This is a genomic window from Nocardia sp. NPDC050799 (genome assembly GCF_040654015.1).
In the GTDB taxonomy this organism is placed as follows: Bacteria; Actinomycetota; Actinomycetes; order Mycobacteriales; family Mycobacteriaceae; genus Nocardia.
Map to the genome: position 1 here is coordinate 25,502 of NZ_JBFAHF010000013.1, position 20,454 is coordinate 45,955.

Genomic DNA, 20,454 nt, shown 5'->3' on the forward strand with positions numbered 1-20,454 from the left:
GCGAAACCGTATGCGCACCAAGCGCACTGGGCGAACTTTCCGATAATGAGTATCGTTGTTCGCAGTCCGGGTGGATCGGCGGAAGGAGCGATCACATGGGATCACCCCTGCGCCGACCGGATCGTCCGCCCCTCTCCGATGGAGCTCCCGCACCGGTGCGGCCGACCGCCGGACTGCTCCCGCCGGAGATCCGCGCGTCCTTTCCGGCCCTGGGCGACAGCCGGGAGACCTACCTGGACAGTGCCGCCACGACGCAGAAGCCGCGGGCCGTGATCGACACCGTCCGCGCCTACCATTCGACCGCTACCGCCAACGCCGCCCGCGGCACGTACCCCTGGTCCACGGCGCTCACCCAGCGCATCGCCGCGGTCCGGGCCGCGACCGCCCGCTTCGTGGGCGCTGCCCGGACCGACGAGATCGTCTTCACCGGTGGCGCGACCGCGGCGCTCAATGCCGTCGCACTGTCCTGGGGTCTCACGGCACTCGCGGACGGGGACGAGATCCTCTACAGCCCGCGCGACCACGCCGCCAATATCTCGCCCTGGCTCCTGCTGCGGGACACCCTCGCACGCTTCGGGCGCCGGATCGAACTCGTGCCCTACCGGGTCACCCCGGCGGGGCAGGCCGATACCGCCGATATCGCCGCGAAACTGAGCCCGCGTACCCGGCTGCTCACCGTGACCCACCTGCATCATGTATTCGGCGCCCGCACCACCCTCGCCGAATTGCGCGACCGAATCCCCCCACGGGTGCGCCTGTGCTTCGACTGCAGCCAGAGCGGTGGTCACCTCCCGCTGGACGTCACCGCCCTCAGGGCCGATTTCGCGGCCTTCGCGGCCCACAAGATGTTCGCGGCGCCGGGCACCGGAATCCTGTACTGCCGGCACCGGACACACGCGGAACTTCGGCCGTTCCTGCCCGGCGGCGGTACCGACGCGGTACTGACCGCCGAGAGATTCGGCACCGGCGTCATGCCGGGCCTGCTGGAGGGCGGTACCGCCAATATTCCCGGCATCCTCTCGCTGGGCACCGCACTGGAGGTTCTCGAGGAATACGGTATGCCCGCCGTCGCGGCGCACAATCGAGCGCTGACCCGGCGGTTGATCAGCGGGTTGCGGGCGGTGCCGGGGTTGACGTTCCTGCCCGGGCCCGCCTACGCCCGGGACGACAGCGGGTACGGCATCGTCTCGTTCACCCTCGACGGGATAGCCGCGGCCGACCTGGGTTTCGTCCTCGCCGAATACGGCTTCCTCGTCCGCACCGGCGCCCACTGTATGCCCGAAACCGGGGGCGACCCCGAATCGGTGCGGGTCAGCACCCACATCTACACCTGCCTCGACGATATCGACCGCTTCGTCGACTGCGTCCGGACCCTCGCCGAGGAGCTGCCATGAGCACAGAGATCAGCGCATCCACCGACACCGCTACCCGGTACGACCGGCGGGCCACCGCACGGATCCTGGCCGAGCTCGCCCGGCCGGGATTGTTCACCGCCCATCGGCCGACGGGAGCGGCCCGATTCGAGTACACCGCGACCGAACTCCGCCCCGAACCCGGTAGCCATCTCACTTTCTCGCAACGGCTGTACCTGGAACGGTTCATGCGTCCCTGCCCTGCCGGCGCGGTCACCTCTGCCACCCACCGGATGGCCTGGACCGATAGCGCCGGGATACCCAATACCGGGTTCTACCGGGCCGATGGACCGGGTCCGCTCGTGCCGATCGCCACCCGGGAAGCCGTGCTCGCGCTCTGGCGCTCGATCGACGACAACACCGGTCTCGTCGATCGGATAGCGCGTCTGGACGCGGCGGCGCTCGCGGTGCTGGCCGGCACCACCACCGATCACGAACCCCTCGATATCTTCCGGGTGGGGGTCGAGTCCGCGGGCCGGGCGCTGGCCCAGCACGCACTCATCGCGCGGCAGACGCCGTACCGGACCCCTGGTGAATTCGCCCGCGGACTACACGATTCCGGGATTTTCACCGCGGTAGCCACCCGGTGGTTCTGGGAACTGCAGGCATCGACCTATCGACGGGGCATGATTCCGGTGAGCCTACGGGCCGAACCCGGTGGATCGGTGCGTTACACCGCCGAGTCGATCGCCACGCTGCGGGCGATGAAGGACGCGACCATCGCCGACGCGCACCGGGTGATGGTCCGGGCGACCACCGAGGAGGGACTGACCGTCCCCGCGGCGATCGCCCGGTACCACGACGATCTGGATCTCATCTCCCGGCAGTACGCCCTGCTACCGCACGGGGAACAGCCCTCCTGTCCGGCCGCGGTCGTACACCGCGACAGGGGTGCGAACTCCAGCGTCCTGGCCGAGGTGGTGCACCGCTTCGTCGAGGTGTTCACCGATTTCGCCCGGCGCTGCGAACCGGTGGCGGTGCCGGCTCGGGAAGACCTCGGCACCGGTCCGGCGGCGGCGGAGGACCGGGTCTTCTATGTACCCGATATGACCTGCAAGCACTGCGTCCGCACGATCGGCGGGGTGCTGGAGTCGATGGACATCCGGGTCGTGGACATCGACCTCGACAGCAAGCGGGTCGTAGCGGAATTCCGCAGCCCGCGCAACCGGGCCCGCGCCTTCGAGGCGTTGCGCGACGGCGGCTACAACCCGGTCGGCGAGCGGCCCGAACCGCGACGCCCGGGAACCCTCGGATGACCGTGCGGATGCGCCCGGACCGTCCGGAACCCCTCGAGCACACCGGACCACCCGCCCTACCAGCACACTGGGATCGACAGGTCGCGGCCTTCCTCGCCGATCGCCGCGCGTTCGACGAGGTGCTGCGCCGCTTCGGGACACCGCTGCATCTGCTGTTCCCGCAGGTGTTCGCGCGCAATATCGACCTGCTCACCGCGGTACTCGACGAGGCGCAGACCGGCTATCGCATCTGCTACGCGCACAAGGTGAACCGGTCCCGGGCCTTCGTACGCACTGCCGCGGCGCACGGGATCGGCGTCGACGTGGCGTCGGCCGGTGAACTGGAATCGGCGCTGACGGCCGGATTCGACCCCGGCCGGATCGAGGTGACCGGCCCCAAAGGCAAGGCGTTCCTCCGGAAACTGGTGCGCACCGGGGTGACCGTGAACGTCGACAACGAATGGGAACTGAACACCCTCGCCGACCTCGCCGACCCGTCCGCGCCGGTCCCGGTGCTGCTCCGGGTCAGCGGATTCCCGGGTTCGCAGGTGAGCCGCTTCGGGATCCCGGTGCGCCGGGTGCAGCGCGCGCTCGAGCTGCTGTTTCGGGACCGGGATCGGCTCCTGTTCCGCGGTACGGCATTTCACCTGGACACCGGCGATACCGCCGAACGGGTACGCGCCGCCGACACCTGTTTCGCGCTACTCGAACAGGCGTACTCCGCCGGACTCGCACCGTCGGTCCTCGACATCGGCGGCGGACTGCGCCAGGTGTTCACCGCCGACGGTGCCCGGTTCGACGATTACGTGCACCGGTTGCGCGCCGCGCTCGCCGGTGACGGCGCCGCGATGAGCTGGGGCAACAACACCTTCGGTTATCAGGTCGACGGCGGCGCGGTACGCGGGACACCGGTCTTCCACAAATATGCGAACACCGTGACCGCCGCCGAGATGCTGGCCGGTTTCCTGGCCGCCCCGCTCACCCACCACGGCGGCCGCAGTGTCGCCCGGGTGGCCGCCGACAACCTCCTCGACATCTGGCTCGAACCGGGTAAAGCGCTCGCCGACCACGCCGGGATCACCGTGGCCCGGGTCGAATTCGCGAAAGAGGCCGCCGACGGCAGTCTGCTCGTCCACCTGGACATCAGCCGGGACACGGTGACACCGGCCGATCAGGAAGTGATGGTCGATCCCCTTCTGCTGCCGGGTGACGGGGCCGAGCCGGCCGGGCATCCGGTCGGTGTCTTCCTGGCCGGTCGGCTCTGCCTCGAACGAGATCTCGTCACCACACATACGGTCTGGCTGCCATGGCTGCCGCGGCCGGGAGACCTGATCGTTTTCCCCAATACGGCGGGGTATCACATGGATCTGTCGGCGGCCGCGGCCGCCATGCATCCCCCGACCGAGAAAGTGGCGGTGGTCGGCCACGGCGGGCGCTTCCTGGCGACGCCCGACGCGGACTACCGGCCACCGGCCTCCCCCGCCGCCTACTCCGACGCACCCGAGGTTCCGTGACGATCCACCAGCACATCACCGAGTTGATCGGTGACACCCCCCTGCTCCGCCTGGACCCGGCCGTGCACGGCCTCGACGGGGTGGACCTGTACGCCAAACTCGAATCGCACAATCCGTTCGGTTCGGTCAAGGACCGGGTGGCCTGGGCGATGCTGCGCGACGAACTCGATACGCTGCGCGCACAGCGGCAGACACTGATCGAGGCATCCAGCGGAAACACCGCCAAAGCGCTGCGCATCCTCGGCGCGATCCACGGTATCGGGTTGCGGGCCATGACCAACCGGATCAAGGTGGGCGAGGTCCGCGATCTGCTCCGGTTGATCGGCACCGAGATCGTCGAGCTCCCCGGCCTGTCCGAATGCCCGGACCCCACCACGCCCAACGATGTGTATTCGGCGATCGAGGCGGCCATGGCCGCCGAGCCCGGCAGATTCCGCCATCTGTCCCAGTACACCAGCGAGAAGAACATCGCCGCCCATCACGACGGCACCGGCCGGGAGATCCACGAGGATCTCACCGCTGCCGGGATCGAGCGGATCGACTATCTGTTCGGTGGACTGGGCACCACCGGGTCGAGCCGCGGAGCAGGTAGCTACCTGCAGAAGTTCCATCCGGAGTTGCGGACGGTCGCGGTGGTCTCCGAACGCGAGGACTTCATTCCCGGGATCCGGTCGGAACGGGAGATGTGGGAGGTGGGCCTGTTCCAGCCCGATTTCTATGACGAGATCCGGACCGTGGGATCGGGCCCGGCGATCGAGGCCACGCTCGAACTCGCCACCGGATACGGGGTCCTGGCCGGACCCACCAGCGGCGCCGCCTACGCCGCCGCGCGCGAGGTGCTCGGAGGCGGCGACCGCGGTGGCGAACGCACCGTCGCGGTGATCATCGTCTGCGACCGGCTCGAACCGTACCTGTCCTATATCGAGCAGCGCCGGCCGGAACTGTTCGGCCGCGACGCCGGCCCACGTCCACCGGACCCCGCCGAGATCGCCGCCGCACCACGACTCACCCCCACCGATATGGCCGAACTGCTCCGCACGGCGCGACCGGTGATCGTCGACACCCGGGGCGCCATGGCATACCGGGTCGCCCATATCCCGGGCGCGATCAATATCCCCGACGACCGGCTCACCGAGCTGTTCGCGCACGGGACACCGTTCTCCCGGGCCGAACCGGTGATCTTCACCTGTCCCACCGGCGATATCTCCCGGCAGTTCGCCGCCACCGCACGCCGGACCGGCCACACCGCCTACAGCCTGGACGGTGGTATCGCGGGCTGGCGGGCGGCGGGCCTGGATCTGGAACGCGGCGCCTGAACGACCCGGTCAGCGGCGGATGTTCCGCACTGCCGGGTCCGCGGTCACGGAGCCGATGGTGGTTCCGGAACGGTCCGGGCCCGCCGGCGTGTCCTCGGCCCGGGTCCGCGCCGCCACCCCGATCGCGACCAGCAGGCCACCGAGCGCCCAGCCGGCGAGTACATCCGTGGGCCAGTGCACCCCCAAGTAGATCCGTGAAAGCCCCACGAGCAGCACGAAAACGGCAGCCACGGCCGCGACGATCACCCTGGCGACGCGATGCGCGGTCCGCAGACAGAACAGTGCGGCGAGTACGCCCACCACGGCGGCCGAACCGACACTGTGCCCCGAGGGAAAGGCCGGATTGCTCACCTCCACCAGCTGCCCGGCCACCGGCGGCCGCGACCGGCCGATCAGCTGTTTCGATACGGGCACCAGAACCGCCGAGGCCGCGCCCACCCCGGCCACGAGCAGCAGATCCGCGTACGCGCCGCGCCGCAGCAGCACCGCGCAGACCAGCAGCGCCAGGGTCCACATGGCCACCGATCCGCCGAGATGGGTGATCACCGTGGCGGCCGGGGTCAGTGGATCGGTGCGCAGGGTCAGCGCCCACTCGTGCAGCGGGCAGTCCACCTGGGTCGTGGCGTCGCCCGCGACAACGTAACCGGTCGTCGCGGCGACCACGGCGAACAGCAGCACAGCGAGCACGACCACGCGTTTCAGCCTAGTCGCCCACCGGTTGCCGGCCCCGGCTCGGCGTGGCCGCGAACGGGCGGGCGCCACCCGCCCCGCCGCTACCCTGAGATCCATGGATGTCCTCTTCCTCGGCGCGCCCATCGCCATGCTGCTGCTGGGGGCCGCCGCCGCGCTGCGGTGGGTGTACACCCGCTTCCCGAAGGCCGGATACTCGACCGGCGACCACACCTCCACCCGGCTCGCGGCCGCGGGGGTCGAGGAGATCACCGCCTTCTGGTATGGGAGCAAACGCGACCAGCTGGACCACCGCGCCGCGCAGACCATGTTGCGCGACGAGGAATCCGACGGAGCACCGCCGCGGGACCGGATCGATCTCACCGCCGGCCGGGCGGTGCTCGTGGCCCGCCCGCACCACCGGGACGCCCCGAGCTGACCTGCGGCACCCGCGGTGTGGCATCGTGACCACCCGGCACGGCCCACGGCGCGAGCCCACTACTGTGGACGGGTGCATTCAGATCAGCGATCGGACGACAGCGGACCCCGGATCTGGGGTGGTACCACGCTTTCCGAGCGGAAGCAGGCACGGCGCAGCGCACTGCTCGAGGCCGCACTGGATCTGATCGGTGAATCCGGTGCCGCCGGCGTCACCATGCGGGCGGTGTGCCGCCGCGCCAATCTCACCGATCGATATTTCTACGAGAGTTTCGCCGGCCGGGACGAACTGCTCGATGTCCTGTACCGGCAGATCGCCGACGACTTCCTCGATCCGATGACCGCCTTCGCGGTCGCCGACGACGCCTCGCGTGACCGCGCGCTGTCCGAGGCGCTGGTGGACAAGGTGCTCGAGGACCCCCGCAAATCGCGCCTGTTCCTGGTGGAGCCGTACTCCAGCACCGGTCTCGGCCAGACCACCATCGCTGTCATGCCCGCCTTCACGCGGCTCATTCAGGACCATCTCTTCTCCCAGATCGACGATCCGGTCCGCCGCCGCCTCGCGGCCGTCACCATGGCGAGCGGGAACGCGGGAATGTTCTCGGCCTGGCTGAACGGGTCGTTGCGCGCCACCCGGGCGGAGATCGTCGATCACCTCGTCGCCATGCTGGGCGCCTACCGCCGTCTCTATCGGTAGACCGGGGCCCGGCGGCGAAACGGTCGGTGCCCGGAAATCACCGCCGGGCAAGGAGGTTCGAGAGAAATGCACGACGAAGTTGTCGGATCGACCGGTAAGCTGAGCTCGCCGATCCGAGGCCCTGGGACGCTGGGTGAGGTCCTGGTGGCCGTACGTGGGGGGAACGAAGGGTATATCGCGCGCGCCGCCGAAGCGATCCCGGCCGGGAGCACCGTGCTGGTCATCGCTGTCGATTCCGGTCGTATCGCCGATGTGGTGCCCTGGATACCCCTCGCACCGGACCCGGCGCCGTAGCAACACGACGCGAGGAGTCATTCGTGCTGGGTTATCACGTGCCCGATCCCGACGAGGCGATGCTGGTCAGCGGCGCCAAGAGCAGCGACGCCACACCCTTTCGGGTCATCATCGGCCGCGGTACGTGGGTGATGCCGTTCTTCCGCAAGGTCCGATATCTGTCGCTGGCGATGTTCGAGGCCGAGATCAGCGAACGCTGCGTCACCAAACAGGCCATCGTGCTGCAAGTACGGGCGGTCATCGCTTTCAAGGTCGCCAACGACACGGCGTCCATCGTGAACGCGGCCCAGCGATTCCTCTCCGAACAGGAGCAGGAGATGTCGGTGCTGACCGGCCGGATCTTCTCCGGTCATCTGCGGTCCATCGTCGGCTCCATGACGGTGGAGGAGATCATCCGGGAGCGTCAGCGGCTGGCCGACGAGGTCCTCGTCGCGTCGAAAGTTGAGATGAGCAATATCGGCCTGTGGGTCGACTCGTTCCAGATCCAGTCCATCGACGACGGCAACCTCGGATATATCACGGCCCTGGCCGCGCCGCACAACGCCGCGGTACACCGGGACGCGCAGATCGCCGAATCGCAGGCCGCGCAGCGCTCCGCCGAAGCCGAGCAGGAATCCCTGCGCAAACAGGCCGAGTACGCCCGGGAGACGGCGATCCTGAAGGCCGGTTACCAGCGCGATATCGACAAGGCCCAGGCGGAGGCCGCGGCCGCCGGGCCGCTCGCCGCCGCGCTCGCCCAGCAGGAAGTGCTCGGCGCCCAGGCCGCCCAGGCCCGCAAGGAAGCCGAACTGCGTGAACAGCAGTTGCAGGCCGAGGTGGTGAAACCGGCGCAGGCCGAGGCCGCGCGGGTGCGGATCCTCGCCGAGGCCGAGGCCGACCGCACCCGGATCCAGGCCGAGGCGGCGGCCTCCCACAACCGCATCGCGCTCGATCAGATGCTCATCGAGCAGTTGCCTCTCATCGTGGAGCAGGCGGCGCGCGGGCTGTCCAACGCCAATCTGACCGTTCTCAACGGGCCGGACGGGGTGGGCGAACTGCTCAACGGCATGGTCGGGCAGGGGCTCACCGTGTTCAACTCGCTGCAAAAGGCGCTTTCGGCCACCGAGGAGGAAAAACCGGATATAGAGTGACCGGCAGAACTGCGGCGAGGAGCGGTGTGGTGGGCAGCGGGAAATTGGTGTCGTTCGACGGATCGCGGGGTTTCGGTTTCATCCGGCCCGAGGACGGTGGACCCGACGTGTTCGTGCACGTCAACGATATCGGTCTGGGAGAGGACGAACTCCGGCAGGGCCGGGTGTTCGAATTCGACGTCACCGAGGGCGATCGGGGCCCCAAGGCGATCAACCTCCGGCCCCCGCGTGGGCAGCACACGCGACCCAAACCGGTCGCCGACGGGACCCGGCTGACCGCCGAGGAACACACCCGGCTGGTCACCGAACTTCTACTGGACGCCTCCCCGGCGCTGACCGCCGGGGAGATCGTGGCCATCCGGGAGCGGCTCACCGATTTCGCGGTCGCACAGGGCTGGATCGACGGCTGACAGCCGGATCCGGCGATCTTTCGGTTCGAACTCCTATCATCGGGGGCGATGATTCGGCGCCGGCCGCGGCGTCGTTACGGGTGAGGATCGACCCGAGGAGGATCATGTGGATCTACCGGTGATGCCACCCATCCGGCCCATGCTGGCCAAGTCCGCCCCCGACATACCCCCGGGGCCCGGCCTGAGCTACGAACCCAAATGGGACGGATTCCGCTGCGTGGTGTTCCGCGACGGCGCGGAGGTGGAGCTGGGGTCCCGTAACGATCGGCCCCTCACCAGGTACTTTCCCGAGGTCGCCGAACTGCTGCGCGCCGCGCTGCCGGATCGGTGCGTCGTGGACGGGGAGATCGTCGTGGTCACCGAACACGGTCTCGACTTCGATGTCCTGCAGCAGCGGCTGCATCCGGCGGCGTCACGGGTGGCCAAACTGTCCGTGGAGACGCCGGCGAGTTTCGTGGCCTTCGACCTGCTCGCCCTCGGCGACCGCGATCTGACCGAGGCGCCGTTCGCCGAACGCCGTCGGTTGCTCGAAACCATCCTGCGGACCGAGCCCGGCCGGGTCCAGCTGACCCCGCTCACCGGAGATGCGGCGGTCGCCCGCGACTGGTTCACCCGATTCGAGGGCGCGGGCTTCGACGGGGTGATGGTCAAGGCCGACGATCAGCCGTATCAGCAGAACAAGCGCGTGATGCTCAAGGTCAAGCACGAGCGCACCGCCGACTGTGTGGTGGCGGGCTTCCGTTGGCACAAGGACGGTCAGGGGGTGGGTTCCCTGCTGCTCGGCCTGTACGACGACGAGGGTCGGCTGCACCATGTGGGTGTGGCGAGCAGTTTCACCGCCGCGCGGCGCACCGAGTTGATCGGTGAGCTCGACCCGTACCGGGAGAACGCCCTGGTCGACCATCCGTGGCGGGAATGGGCCGATGCCGTGGCCCAGGCCGAGTCCGGCGGCTCCATGCCCGGCGGGGTCAGTCGCTGGAGCGGTGGTAAGGATTTGTCCTGGGAGGCGCTGCGGGCCGAACTGGTGGCCGAGGTGCGATACGAGCATCTCCAGTCCGGCCGGTTCCGGCACGGTGGACGGCTGGTCCGGTTCCGCGCCGACCGCACCCCCGAGTCGTGCACCTACGCCCAGCTCGAAGAGGCCGCACCCGCCGAGTTGCGCGAAATCTTCGGGACGGCGGTGGCGAAATGAGCGAATCGGTGGAGATCGAGGCCGCCGGCCGGGCGCTCCTCATCACCAACCCGGCGAAGGTCTACTTCTCCCGCCGGGGCGAAACCAAATTGGATCTGGTGCGCTATTACGAGAGCGTCGCCGAACCGTTCCTCCGGGTCAACGGCGGGCGTCCGCTCCTGCTGGAGCGGTACCCGGACGGCGCGTCCGGTAAGTCCTGGTTCCAGAAGCGGGTCCCGAAGTCCGCCCCGGACTGGTTGCACACCGTGGAGGTCACCACCCCGAACGGAACCACCAGCGACGCGCTGGTGGCGCACGATCTGGCGCATGTGCTGTGGGCGGTGAACCAGGGGTGCCTCGGCTTCCACGTCTGGCCCAACACCGTGCCGGATCTGCGGATCGCCGATCAGCTCCGGATCGATCTCGATCCCTCCCCCGGTATCGGTTTCGACGAACTGCGCCTCGCGGCTCTGCGGACCCGGGAGCTGTGTGGTGAGCTCGGTATCGAGACGTGGGTGAAAACCTCCGGTTCGCGCGGGCTGCACCTCTATATCGCGCTGGAACCGTACTGGGACGGGTACGAGGTCCGCGCCGCGGCCGTGGCTCTGGCGCGGGAATTAGAACGCCGGCACCCCGACGACATCACCGCGCACTGGTGGAAAGAGGAACGCGGCCGGCGGGTTTTTGTGGACTACAACCAGAACGCTCCGCACAAAACCGTATTCGGTGCCTGGTGCGTACGTCCCAAGGTCGGCGCGCAGGTATCCACTCCGCTGACCTGGGACGAACTGGATTCCCTGGTCCCCGAGGATCTCACGATCGCGACGGTCCCGGCCCGTCTCGCGGAGTACGGCGATCCGTGGGAGCACCGCACACCGCAGAGTATCGAGCCGCTGCTGCGGATGTCCGAACGCGATCTCGCCTCCGGTCTCATGGACGCGCCGTGGCCGCCGCAGTATCCGAAGATGCCGAACGAACCGCCCCGGGTGCAGCCCAGCCGGGCCCGCAAACCCGCAACGGAGGGCTGAACACGCCGGGCGGCTACCGGCCCGGCTCAGGAGCTCCAGAGCGTCCAGGTCCCGTTTTCACAGACCAGGGCGTATCCCGCGGCGGTGCGGGCGGTGGCCGTACCCGTACAGCTCGCGTCTTCGGCTCGGACGGTCTCGGCCACCCGGTAGGGGCCCGACCACTGATAACCGGTAACCGAGGCCGAATCGGTGAGACACAGCAGGGTGCCGCCGTCGGCGGCGACACCGAGCAGTGCCGGTTCGGGACAGGCGGTGTCCACCTCGGCCGCCGGTGGGGCCGCGGCAGCCCCGCTCGCCGGCGCCGAGGGTTGGGCCGGCGCGCTCCGGCCGGGTGACGAGGTCGGTGCGCTCTCGGAAGTGCCGGCGGCGGACGAAGCCGGGGGCTCGGCCGACCGCTGCCCGCCGGTGACCGCGCCCACCGCGTTGCCGACCCGGGAGAACACGCCACCCGGCGTATCCCGCGGCGACAGGACCAGCGCCGCCAGCAGTGCCACCTCGCCGACGCCGAGAAGTATTGCGGTACAGGCCATGAACCGGCCGCGGGGATGCCCGAACGCGATCAGCCCGAAAACGATCGCCACCGGGAAGACCAGGATGAGCGCGGCCACCAGTGCGACGATCGCGTAGGGGTTGACGATCGGACGTTCGTCGTGGAGAGCGGGGTTCTCGGACCAGTCGTCGTATTCGTCGCGCCGCCCACCGGTGCGCGGCGGCTCCTCGTCCCGGTCCGGCGGAACTTCCGGCCAGCGCTCACCCGCCCAGCGCTGTGTATATGCCATGACCGATCCCTTCGAGCCGCCGTCGGCGCATCCTGGAGCAGTGGACTGTGCCCGGCATCCGAAAGAATAAGCCGCGACCGGCCGGCTGTTCCGGTAAATCCCCCTGGCCGGGGTACGGTTGGACACCGTCCGAGACACCCGGCCTGTCCGCTGTGGCAGGCCCCAGCGGCTCAGTTCCCGCGACGCACCCGCGGCAGCGATTCGGTGACCAGAGTGCTCAGCATGTCCACCAGCAGCGCGTGGACCTGATCGCGGGTCATGGTGCCGCGGGTCAGCCACTCCCGGCCGGCGACCTTCACCAGGCCGCCGTACGCGCGGACCATCGCCCGCCGCGGCTCCGCCGACGCCGCACCGTCGGCGAGGCCGATCATCACCAGCAGCCGCTGCGCGGCCGCGTCGTCGGCCGCGTCGAGGATCTGCTGCACCTCCGGATCGTCGCCGACCCCCTCGTGGCTGGTCACCTTGACCCAGGTGCTGCCGTGCTCGGAGATCGTGTCCAGCAACCAGCGCACACTGGCCTCGACCCGTTCCCGGGTGGTACCCGTGGGCACCGCCAACTCGTCGGCGCGCGGCAGGGTCACCATCCGGCGGACCACCGCGAGATAGAGGTCGCGCTTATTGCCGAAATAGTGGTTGATCAGGCCGCGGGCCACACCGGCACGCTGCGCCAGTTCGGCCGTGGACACCGCCGCGTACGGACGTTCCCCGAACATCTCGATGGCCTGGGCGAGGATTTGGGCGCGGCGTTCGTCCGGTTCCAGCCGACGGCGCCGCGGCTGCTCGTCCGTGTCGTTCCCGCCGGCGACGGCCGATCCGGGGACGGCGGGAAGGTCGGTGACGGGATCGGGTGAAGGTTCGAGGTCAGAGCCCACGCGCGATGAGATCCTTCATCACCTCGTTGCTGCCGGCGAGAATGCGCAGCACCCGGGCCCCCGTGTACAGCTGGGAGATGGGGTATTCGGTCATATAGCCGTAGCCGCCGAAGAGCTGCAGGCAGCGGTCCACCACCACACCGAGCTGATCGGTGGACCAGTACTTCGACATGGCGGCCGACTGGATATCGAGTTCCCCGCGCAGGTGCCGGCTGATGCAGTCGTCGAGGAAGACCCGGTTGGTCCGGGCGATGGTCGCACATTCGGCCAGTTCGAACTTGGTGTTCTGCATGGCGAACAGCGGTTTACCGAAGGCCTCGCGGCCCTTGGTGTATTCGACGGTCAGTTCGACCGCGCGTTCCATCATCGCCACCGCCATGATGGCGGTGACCAGCCGCTCCTGGGCCAGCAGCTGCATCATCTGGTAGAAGCCCTGGCCCTCGGCGCCGCCGAGCAGGTTCGCCGCGGGTACCCGCAGGCCGTCGAAGAACAGTTCCGCGGTGTCCTGGCCCTTGCCGCCGATCTTGGACAGGATGCGGCCGCGGGTGAAGCCGGGGGTATCGTCACCGACTTCGGCGAAGAGCAGCGAGACACCGGCGGCGCCCTTCTCCGGGTCGGTTTTCGCGGCGATGATGATGCCGTCGCAGAGCCAGCCGTTGGAGATGAAGATCTTCGAACCGGTGATCACGTACTCGTCGCCCTCGCGGACGGCACGGGTCTTGATCGCCTGCAGGTCCGATCCGGTGCCCGGCTCGGTCATCCCGATGGACAGCACCATCTCGCCACTGCTCGCCTTGGGCAGAATCCGCTTCTTCAGCTCCTCGGAGCCGAATTCGGCCAGATAGGGCGCGATGATCGAACTGTGCACCGGGATACCGAGGGCCCCGTCACCGGCGCGCACCTGTTCCTCGATGATCGCGGCCTCGTGGGCGAAGCTGCCGCCCCCACCGCCGAACTCTTCCGGGGCCGCCGGGCACAGCAGGCCGAGTTCCCCGGCGCGCCGGTAGAGCGACTTGTCCGGATGGCCCTGCTCGATGAACTTCTCCTCGTGCGGGACCACTTCCTTCTCGAAGTAGTTGCGCGCGAGTTCCCGTACCGCCTCGACCTCGTCGTCGCTCCATGCGGGGCGTGCCATATCCGCGTCCTCTGTTCGTGATCACCCAGCCCGGCGCCGACGCACCGGATCGTCCGGCAACGACTTTTCCGCACTATTGGCGCGATGTCAACGAGGAGCATTCCCACTTGTGGCGACGCGGCCCGAGCTCCTGCCCGGCGGTTTCGGTGGCCCGGCTCCGGTCGCGCCGCGATGGTTTTGCCACAATGGTGCGCACGCTTTCCCAGCTCACGAAGGACTTCTTCCGCACCGATGGCCGCGCCCAGTATCGACCCGAACGACCTCGCCACCTGTTTGCGCGTTCTCGACCAGGCAGGACAGCTGGACCCGGGCCATCCGGATTCGACCACCGTGCAGCGCGCGGTCGGCCGGATGTTCAAAGAGCTGAAACGACAGCGGCGCATCGCCGCCCGGCAGACGAAACTCGCCGCGGACCGCGCGGTGGTCGCCGCCACGGCCACCGGTTCGCCGAACCGGATCGACGACGAGACCGCCGGTATCCCGATCAGTTCCCGCACCTCCGGCGCGTCGGCCGGCACGCTCCTGCGCCCCCGGGGCTGCTACATCTGCAAGGAGAAGTACACCCGCGTCGACGCGTTCTACCACCAGCTGTGCCCGGACTGCGCGGCCATGAGCCATAGTCGCCGCGAGGCCCGCACCGACCTGACCGGCCGTCGCGCGCTGCTCACCGGCGGGCGCGCCAAGATCGGGATGTATATCGCGTTGCGGTTGCTGCGCGACGGCGCGCACACGACCATCACCACCCGCTTTCCCAACGACGCGATCCGCCGCTTCGCCGCCCAGCCCGACAGTGCCGACTGGTTGCACCGGCTGCGCATCGTCGGTATCGACCTGCGGGATCCCGCCCAGGTGGTGGCGCTGGCCGACGATGTCGCGGCCCAGGGACCGCTCGATATCCTCATCAACAACGCCGCGCAGACCGTGCGCCGCTCCCCCGGCGCCTACAGCGCATTGGCCGCCGCCGAGGACGGGCCGCTGCCGTCGGGCCAGTTGCCCGAGAAGGTGACCTTCGGGCAGACCACCCGCGCCCATCCGACCGCGCTGACCGCCTCGCTGACTCCCAGCTTGGCCGCCGCCGACGTGGCCGAACTGGCGCTCGTGGCGGGGTCGGCCACCCCCGAACGCATCGCCCGCGGAGTGGCGATCGATGCCGGGGGGCTGGTGCCCGACCTCGCGCACACCAACAGCTGGGTGCACACCGTGGGCGACGTGGATCCGACAGAACTACTAGAAGTCCAGCTGTGCAACTCGGTCGCCCCGTTCATCCTGGTCTCCCGGTTGCGGCCCGCGCTGGGCGCGGCGCCCGCACGCCGGAAATATGTGGTGAACGTTTCGGCGATGGAAGGCCAGTTCTCCCGCGGCTACAAGGGGCCGGGCCATCCGCACACCAATATGGCCAAGGCGGCGCTGAACATGCTGACCCGGACCAGTGCGAAGGAAATGCTGGAAACCGACGGCATCCTGATGACCGCGGTGGACACCGGCTGGATCACCGACGAACGACCGCACTACACCAAGATCAGGCTCGCCGACGAGGGCTTCCACGCCCCACTGGACCTGGTGGACGGCGCGGCCCGGGTCTACGACCCGATCGTGCGGGGCGAAGCCGGCGAGGACCTCTACGGCTGTTTCCTGAAGGACTACCGCCCCTCGCCGTGGTAAACCCGGTGCCCCGACCCATCCGAGGACATACCCTGGAAGGGTGTGGTACCGGCTGATCGCGGATCTGGTTGCCGCCCTGCATCTGCTGTTCATCGGCTACGTGCTGGCAGGCGGCTTCCTGGCGTGGCGTTTCCCGCGCACGATCTGGTGGCACGGGGCCGCCGCGGCCTGGGGTTTCGGCACGGTGCTGGTCGGCTACGACTGCCCGCTCACCTACGCGGAGAACTGGGCCCGGCACCGGGCCGGGGTCTCGGGGTTGCCGCCGGAGGGCTTCATCGACCACTACCTGACCGGCGTGATCTATCCGGAGAGCATGCTTATCGAGGTGCAGCTGCTGGTCGCGGCCTGTGTCCTGGTGTCGTGGGCCGGACTGTGGTGGCGCACCCGCCATCCGCACGGGCCAAGCGCGAGGGTCGCCGGCTGATCACGCCCGTCGGTGACGGTGTGATGAAAATCGCTGTGCCATCGGATGACCGAGCGTTCGCCGCGACCACGGCCCAGTACTCTCGGTGCGGTGGACGTGGGCGCACGGCTGGTCCGTGATTACGAAGACGGGGCAGGCGTCGCCGAGTCGAAGCCGGTGGACTGGCCCGACCCGGGGCAGTATCTCGCCGCCACCCTCCCGGTGTGGGGGCTGGCCGCGGGATCGATCCAGGCGTTCGTCGCGGCCGCTGATCGGTACCGGCAGGCCACCGGCACCACACCGATCCGCCACCGGCTGAACCCCGAACGTATCGCGGCGTCCTTCGCCAGTGACCGGTTGCTGCGGATCGACGGTGCCCCCGTCGAGGGATTTGCCGACCTGTCCGGTTTCTTTCCCACGTTCGACGGCTGGGTCCGCACCCACGCCAACTACCCGCATCACCGTGCCCGGCTGCTGGCCGCCCTCGAACTTCCCGCGGACGCACCGCGCGAACTGGCCGAGGCCCAGATGGCGATGATCCGCGCCGCCGATCTCGAAGAGCTGGCCGCGGCCCGCGGCGCGATCGTGGCGCAGGTACGCGACGAAGCGCGGTGGCGGGCCGGACCGCAGGCCGCGGCGGCCGGGGCGGGCCCGCTGGTCGCACTGGTGGAACGCGGTGACCGGCGCCGGTACACGCTGCCGGTCTCGGGGACCCCGTACCAGCCGCTCCAGGGCGTACGGGTACTGGATCTGACCCGGGTGATCGCCGGTCCGGTGGCCACCCGGGCGCTGGCACTGCTCGGGGCCGAAGTCCTGCGGGCCGACCCGCCGGATCTGCCGGAGATCTCCTGGCAGTACACCGACACCTGCCAGGGCAAATATTCGACCCTGCTGGACCTGCGGTCGGCGTCGGCGGACCGGGAGGCACTGCTGGACTCCGCCGACGTGCTGGTGACCGGATATCGCCCGGGCGCGCTGGAACGGCTCGGCCTCACCGGGCGGCCTGGGCTCGTACACGCCCGGGTGAGTGCCTGGGGGTTCACCGGGCCGTGGGCGGGCCGGCGCGGGTTCGACAGCATCGTGCAGGCCGCGACCGGGATCGCGGTGATCGAGGGAGCGTCCGCGGTGCCGGGCGCGCTACCCGCGCAGGCACTCGACCACGCTTCCGGCTACCTGCTCGCGGCCGGAATCGTCGATGCGCTCGCCGCCCGCGCGGGCGACGGCCGCGGCCGGGATGTGCGGGTGTCGCTGGCCCGCACCGCGACCTGGTTGCTCTCCGAACGAGGCCGCACACCCGATCATGCGGCGCCGGCGGTACCCGGCCCGGGGAACACCGTGACCCATGGACAGGTGGTCAGCGCGGCGCCGGCCCTGGCCGAATTCCCGGACTACCCGTTCCCGGCGCCGGGTTATGGACGCGCCGAACCCCGCTGGGTGGAGCGGCGAGTGCCCGAGCGTTACTGAGCTCGCAGGACGCGCGCGGGCTCACAGGCCGGTGGCGAGCCGCACCACGACCGTGTCCTGGGTGACCTCCTGCACCGTCAGGTTCAGCCCCTGCACCGAACCGGACTCCCCCATGGGAACGGTGACCGGCTGGCCCGCCACCGACAGGGTGACGAGATCGCCCTGGACCGAAGTGAGTTCGGTATCCACGCCCAGCACGCTGATCTTCGCCTGCACACCGCGCTCGAATGTCACGGTGCAACCGCTGACCTCGCATTCGCTCCGCGCCCCCGGTCCCGTCGTGGTGCAGGCCGAGATCCCCAGCGACGCGGCAGCACTGAGCAGGAGGGCGGCGATCAGCCGTCGAACAGACATGCGGACAGTGTAGGGATCACCCCGCGCACCGCCACCGGAACCGGACGAATCGCCTTCCCAGGGGAGGCGGTGGGTGCGGATCTCGGCCAGGGAGAGACCGCGCCGGCGGCGGGCGAGGGTACGCAATGCGCTGGCGTTGAGGCATCCGACCTCGCGGGCGACCGAGCCCACGGTGAGCCCGCCGGACCGCAGCAGCCGAGTGGCCCGATCGAGCCGGATATCGTCGGCGAAATCCTTGGGTGACATGCCGAGCGCGGCGCGGGGCGCCCGCTGCAGGCTGCGTTCGGTGACACCGAGTTCACGCGCGGCAGTGGCGATCAGGAACTGCTCCGACAGATGGTCGCGCACCCATCGTTCGTAACCGGCGATCAGCGAACTCCCGCGGGCCACCACCTCGGGTATCACATAGGGTGCCTGACTGGCCCGCGGCCCCACGGCGAGGTACCACTGGGGGCCGACCCGGCGTGTGGGAATGCACGGCCGCGGCGCTGCGGGGGTGCCCCGCAGCCATGCATGCGCACACGTCTGCCGTGCGGCGCGGGCCGTTCGTGCCGCCGGGCGCCACGGAGACGAGCCGCCGCGACACAGCGGAACTCGGCGACGGGACCGCCCCGCGTCGCCGAGTTCCGCTGGAGTATCGAGCCGGGGGCCTAGCGGCCGCCCAGACCGAAGCCCGAATCGTCCATCTCGATTTCCGGATCGAGGATGCCACAGACCTTCCAGCCACCGTCCTCCTCGACCAGGTCGTAGGTCATGGTGGTCGTGGTCGAGGTGCCCATCACCTCCATGGACATCTCCATGGTGAACGTGCCCTTATCGCTGCCCGCGGGGACGTCGACACTCTTCAGCGTGGTCGTCGACTCCGGAAGGTCGACATCGGGTACATCGGTCGGCTTCGTCGGGTTCTGCTGCTCGTACTGCGAGATCTCGTCCAGATCGGCCGCACAGACCAGATCCTCCGGGTCGCCCTTCTGGTCCACCCAGGCCTGGGCGACATCACGGGGGTCGTCGTAGCCGCCACCCACGACCGAACCACCGCCACCGCTGAAGAGGAAGAAGGCGCCCACCCCGACAGCGATCAGGATTACCACGACACCACCGACGATGAGCGCGATCCGGCCGCCGTTCCCACCGGAACGCGGGGGCGGGGCCCCATAACCGCCGGGGGCTCCGTACTGCGGCTGACCGGGCGGGTAGGGCTGACCGTACTGCCCCGGGTAAGGCTGCTGTCCCGGCACGGGTTGTCCCGGATACGGCTGCTGGTGCTGATACGGATTGGGCTGTTGCGGATGACCCATACGGATGTCCTGTGATCCTTGCTCTCCTGCGCGTCACCGGAGTGGCGCCGCGTCCGAACCCTAATTCCCCCACAACGAGCCGGCGTTAACATCGACTCCCGGCAACGCCGGTGATCCGGAATCCCCTCGTACCCGGCAAATTACGATCAATACCCCACATAGCCGGCACCGTGGGACATATTGACGATTCCGGGCACATTCTCGAGCGACCCGTACCGTTCGATAGCGTAGGCGGTGCCCGCGCAGATGTTGTCGACCGGATTCCAGATATCGGTGTGACCGGGCAGGGCGTGGGCATTGAATGTGGGATCGATGGTCTGCATCAAGCCCTTGGACGGAGTGCCCGCCTCCGCGTTGCTGTCCCATAGATTGATCGCGTTCGGATCGCCGCTGGACTCCTTCTCGATCATCGTCGCGATGATGGCGGCGTCCGAGTCCGTGACGTCGTACCCGTTCTGCTGGAGTATCTCGATCGCCTGATCGATCCACTGCGCCAGATCGCCGGTCGGCATCTTGGTCGGTCTGCCGGAGGTACCGGTGATCTCGCCGCCGGACCCGGAATCGTCGTCGGATCCGGGGTCACCACCACCTCCGGAGCCACCACCGCCCGAGGATCCGCCGCCCATGAGGGGGCTCGCCGGGGAACCGGCACTCGCCGGGGAACCGCCGGTACTTCCCGACCGTTCCTGCGGCACCTGCAGGGACTTGTTCTCCAGTTCGGTGTGCGCGGACTGGACCTTGCGGACGGTGGCGCCGATGGTGTTGTCTATCGCGACGACCGCGTCGAACTGCTGTCGTGAGGTGGGGTTGTCCGGCACGCCGTTGGTGATCTCGACGACCGCGTCGCGGAGATCCTCGAAATAGCCGCTGACACCGTTGGCGTCGTCGGCGGCCAGGGCGGCGAGTTCGGCGATCTGGTTGTCGAGGGTATTCCAGTCCTCGATGTAGGCCGCGACCTGCTGATCCAACAGCTCGTACTTCTCCGCGAGATCACCGTCGCCGGGCCGCTCGCCGGCCAGGCGGGCGAACTGCTGGGCGGTGAGGCTCGCCGCGGTACGGTCACCCAGGCCGTTCTGCAGTTTCTTCAGAACCTTCTCGGCATAGTCGATATAGGGGTTCAGGAGCGTAGCGTTCAACGGACGACGGAGTGTCCAGCTCTTTGCGACGACCATC

21 protein-coding genes are annotated in these 20,454 nt (G+C 69.0%); 14 read left to right on the forward strand and 7 right to left on the reverse strand.

What is annotated here, in order from left to right; genetic code table 11:
- The first annotated feature begins 95 nt into the window (after nucleotides 1–95).
- From AB0H42_RS15465 to AB0H42_RS15480, 4 genes are read left to right on the forward strand one after another with little or no spacing between them, the layout of a single operon-like run.
- Nucleotides 96–1,394, forward strand: a complete 1,299-nt coding sequence (locus AB0H42_RS15465; protein ID WP_357055656.1) for an aminotransferase class V-fold PLP-dependent enzyme — start codon at nucleotides 96–98, stop codon at nucleotides 1,392–1,394.
- Nucleotides 1,391–2,668 carry a heavy-metal-associated domain-containing protein gene (locus AB0H42_RS15470; RefSeq protein ID WP_357055659.1) on the forward strand — a complete coding sequence of 426 codons (1,278 nt, stop codon included), beginning with the start codon at nucleotides 1,391–1,393 and terminating at the stop codon, nucleotides 2,666–2,668. The genes AB0H42_RS15465 and AB0H42_RS15470 overlap by 4 nt, the downstream gene beginning before the upstream one ends.
- Entirely contained in the window at nucleotides 2,665–4,161 is a 1,497-nt protein-coding gene (locus tag AB0H42_RS15475; protein WP_357055662.1) for a decarboxylase, read from the forward strand. The genes AB0H42_RS15470 and AB0H42_RS15475 overlap by 4 nt, the downstream gene beginning before the upstream one ends.
- The gene (locus AB0H42_RS15480) at nucleotides 4,158–5,477 is read left to right on the forward strand and encodes a pyridoxal-phosphate dependent enzyme (protein WP_357055665.1); all 1,320 of its coding nucleotides are present in this window, start codon (nucleotides 4,158–4,160) and stop codon (nucleotides 5,475–5,477) included. The genes AB0H42_RS15475 and AB0H42_RS15480 overlap by 4 nt, the downstream gene beginning before the upstream one ends.
- A gap of 9 nt (nucleotides 5,478–5,486) precedes the next feature.
- Here the strand turns inward: AB0H42_RS15480 and AB0H42_RS15485 are convergent, their stop codons facing one another.
- The gene (locus tag AB0H42_RS15485) at nucleotides 5,487–6,170 is read right to left on the reverse strand and encodes a phosphatase PAP2 family protein (protein WP_357055668.1); all 684 of its coding nucleotides are present in this window, start codon (nucleotides 6,168–6,170) and stop codon (nucleotides 5,487–5,489) included.
- A 94-nt stretch (nucleotides 6,171–6,264) separates the two neighbouring features.
- Between AB0H42_RS15485 and AB0H42_RS15490 the strand changes: the two genes are divergently transcribed.
- From AB0H42_RS15490 to ligD, 7 genes are all read left to right on the forward strand, one after another.
- Entirely contained in the window at nucleotides 6,265–6,585 is a 321-nt protein-coding gene (locus AB0H42_RS15490) for a DUF6191 domain-containing protein (protein WP_357055671.1), read from the forward strand.
- A gap of 72 nt (nucleotides 6,586–6,657) precedes the next feature.
- Nucleotides 6,658–7,281 carry a TetR/AcrR family transcriptional regulator gene (locus tag AB0H42_RS15495; protein ID WP_357055674.1) on the forward strand — a complete coding sequence of 208 codons (624 nt, stop codon included), beginning with the start codon at nucleotides 6,658–6,660 and terminating at the stop codon, nucleotides 7,279–7,281.
- Nucleotides 7,282–7,347: 66 nt separating this feature from the next.
- The gene (locus tag AB0H42_RS15500) at nucleotides 7,348–7,575 is read left to right on the forward strand and encodes a hypothetical protein (RefSeq protein ID WP_357055676.1); all 228 of its coding nucleotides are present in this window, start codon (nucleotides 7,348–7,350) and stop codon (nucleotides 7,573–7,575) included.
- A 23-nt stretch (nucleotides 7,576–7,598) separates the two neighbouring features.
- On the forward strand, nucleotides 7,599–8,705 hold the full coding sequence (locus AB0H42_RS15505) for an SPFH domain-containing protein (protein WP_357055679.1): 1,107 nt from the start codon (nucleotides 7,599–7,601) through the stop codon (nucleotides 8,703–8,705).
- A gap of 29 nt (nucleotides 8,706–8,734) precedes the next feature.
- The gene (locus tag AB0H42_RS15510) at nucleotides 8,735–9,115 is read left to right on the forward strand and encodes a cold shock domain-containing protein (RefSeq protein ID WP_357055682.1); all 381 of its coding nucleotides are present in this window, start codon (nucleotides 8,735–8,737) and stop codon (nucleotides 9,113–9,115) included.
- Between the two features lie 106 nt (nucleotides 9,116–9,221).
- Nucleotides 9,222–10,307, forward strand: a complete 1,086-nt coding sequence (locus AB0H42_RS15515; protein ID WP_357055685.1) for an ATP-dependent DNA ligase — start codon at nucleotides 9,222–9,224, stop codon at nucleotides 10,305–10,307.
- Complete coding sequence (gene ligD, locus AB0H42_RS15520) at nucleotides 10,304–11,314, forward strand: non-homologous end-joining DNA ligase (RefSeq protein ID WP_357055688.1); 1,011 nt, start codon at nucleotides 10,304–10,306, stop codon at nucleotides 11,312–11,314. The genes AB0H42_RS15515 and ligD overlap by 4 nt, the downstream gene beginning before the upstream one ends.
- A 26-nt stretch (nucleotides 11,315–11,340) precedes the next feature.
- On the opposite strand, the gene AB0H42_RS15525 is transcribed toward ligD, so the two are convergent.
- From AB0H42_RS15525 to AB0H42_RS15535, 3 genes are all read right to left on the reverse strand, one after another.
- Entirely contained in the window at nucleotides 11,341–12,093 is a 753-nt protein-coding gene (locus AB0H42_RS15525; protein ID WP_357055691.1) for a hypothetical protein, read from the reverse strand.
- Nucleotides 12,094–12,263: 170 nt separating this feature from the next.
- Complete coding sequence (locus AB0H42_RS15530; protein ID WP_030519867.1) at nucleotides 12,264–12,854, reverse strand: TetR/AcrR family transcriptional regulator; 591 nt, start codon at nucleotides 12,852–12,854, stop codon at nucleotides 12,264–12,266.
- 100 nt (nucleotides 12,855–12,954) lie between these two features.
- Entirely contained in the window at nucleotides 12,955–14,100 is a 1,146-nt protein-coding gene (locus tag AB0H42_RS15535; protein ID WP_357055694.1) for an acyl-CoA dehydrogenase family protein, read from the reverse strand.
- Nucleotides 14,101–14,331: 231 nt separating this feature from the next.
- On the opposite strand from AB0H42_RS15535, the gene AB0H42_RS15540 reads away from it, so the two are divergent.
- The 3 genes from AB0H42_RS15540 to AB0H42_RS15550 all read left to right on the forward strand — a co-directional run bounded on the left by AB0H42_RS15540 (nucleotide 14,332) and on the right by AB0H42_RS15550 (nucleotide 17,629).
- A complete protein-coding gene (locus tag AB0H42_RS15540; protein ID WP_357055697.1) occupies nucleotides 14,332–15,762 on the forward strand; it encodes an SDR family NAD(P)-dependent oxidoreductase in 1,431 nt (476 codons plus the stop codon).
- A 40-nt stretch (nucleotides 15,763–15,802) separates the two neighbouring features.
- The gene (locus tag AB0H42_RS15545) at nucleotides 15,803–16,186 is read left to right on the forward strand and encodes a DUF2784 domain-containing protein (RefSeq protein ID WP_357055700.1); all 384 of its coding nucleotides are present in this window, start codon (nucleotides 15,803–15,805) and stop codon (nucleotides 16,184–16,186) included.
- A 90-nt stretch (nucleotides 16,187–16,276) separates the two neighbouring features.
- Nucleotides 16,277–17,629: a CoA transferase gene (locus AB0H42_RS15550; RefSeq protein ID WP_357055703.1), complete on the forward strand. Its 1,353-nt coding sequence runs from the start codon at nucleotides 16,277–16,279 to the stop codon at nucleotides 17,627–17,629.
- 21 nt (nucleotides 17,630–17,650) lie between these two features.
- Here the strand turns inward: AB0H42_RS15550 and AB0H42_RS15555 are convergent, their stop codons facing one another.
- The 3 genes from AB0H42_RS15555 to AB0H42_RS15565 all read right to left on the reverse strand — a co-directional run bounded on the left by AB0H42_RS15555 (nucleotide 17,651) and on the right by AB0H42_RS15565 (nucleotide 20,417).
- A complete protein-coding gene (locus AB0H42_RS15555) occupies nucleotides 17,651–18,376 on the reverse strand; it encodes an AraC family transcriptional regulator (protein WP_357055706.1) in 726 nt (241 codons plus the stop codon).
- A 257-nt stretch (nucleotides 18,377–18,633) separates the two neighbouring features.
- Complete coding sequence (locus AB0H42_RS15560) at nucleotides 18,634–19,281, reverse strand: hypothetical protein (RefSeq protein ID WP_357055709.1); 648 nt, start codon at nucleotides 19,279–19,281, stop codon at nucleotides 18,634–18,636.
- Between the two features lie 146 nt (nucleotides 19,282–19,427).
- The gene (locus tag AB0H42_RS15565; protein WP_357055711.1) at nucleotides 19,428–20,417 is read right to left on the reverse strand and encodes a transglycosylase SLT domain-containing protein; all 990 of its coding nucleotides are present in this window, start codon (nucleotides 20,415–20,417) and stop codon (nucleotides 19,428–19,430) included.
- Nucleotides 20,418–20,454 lie beyond the last annotated feature (37 nt).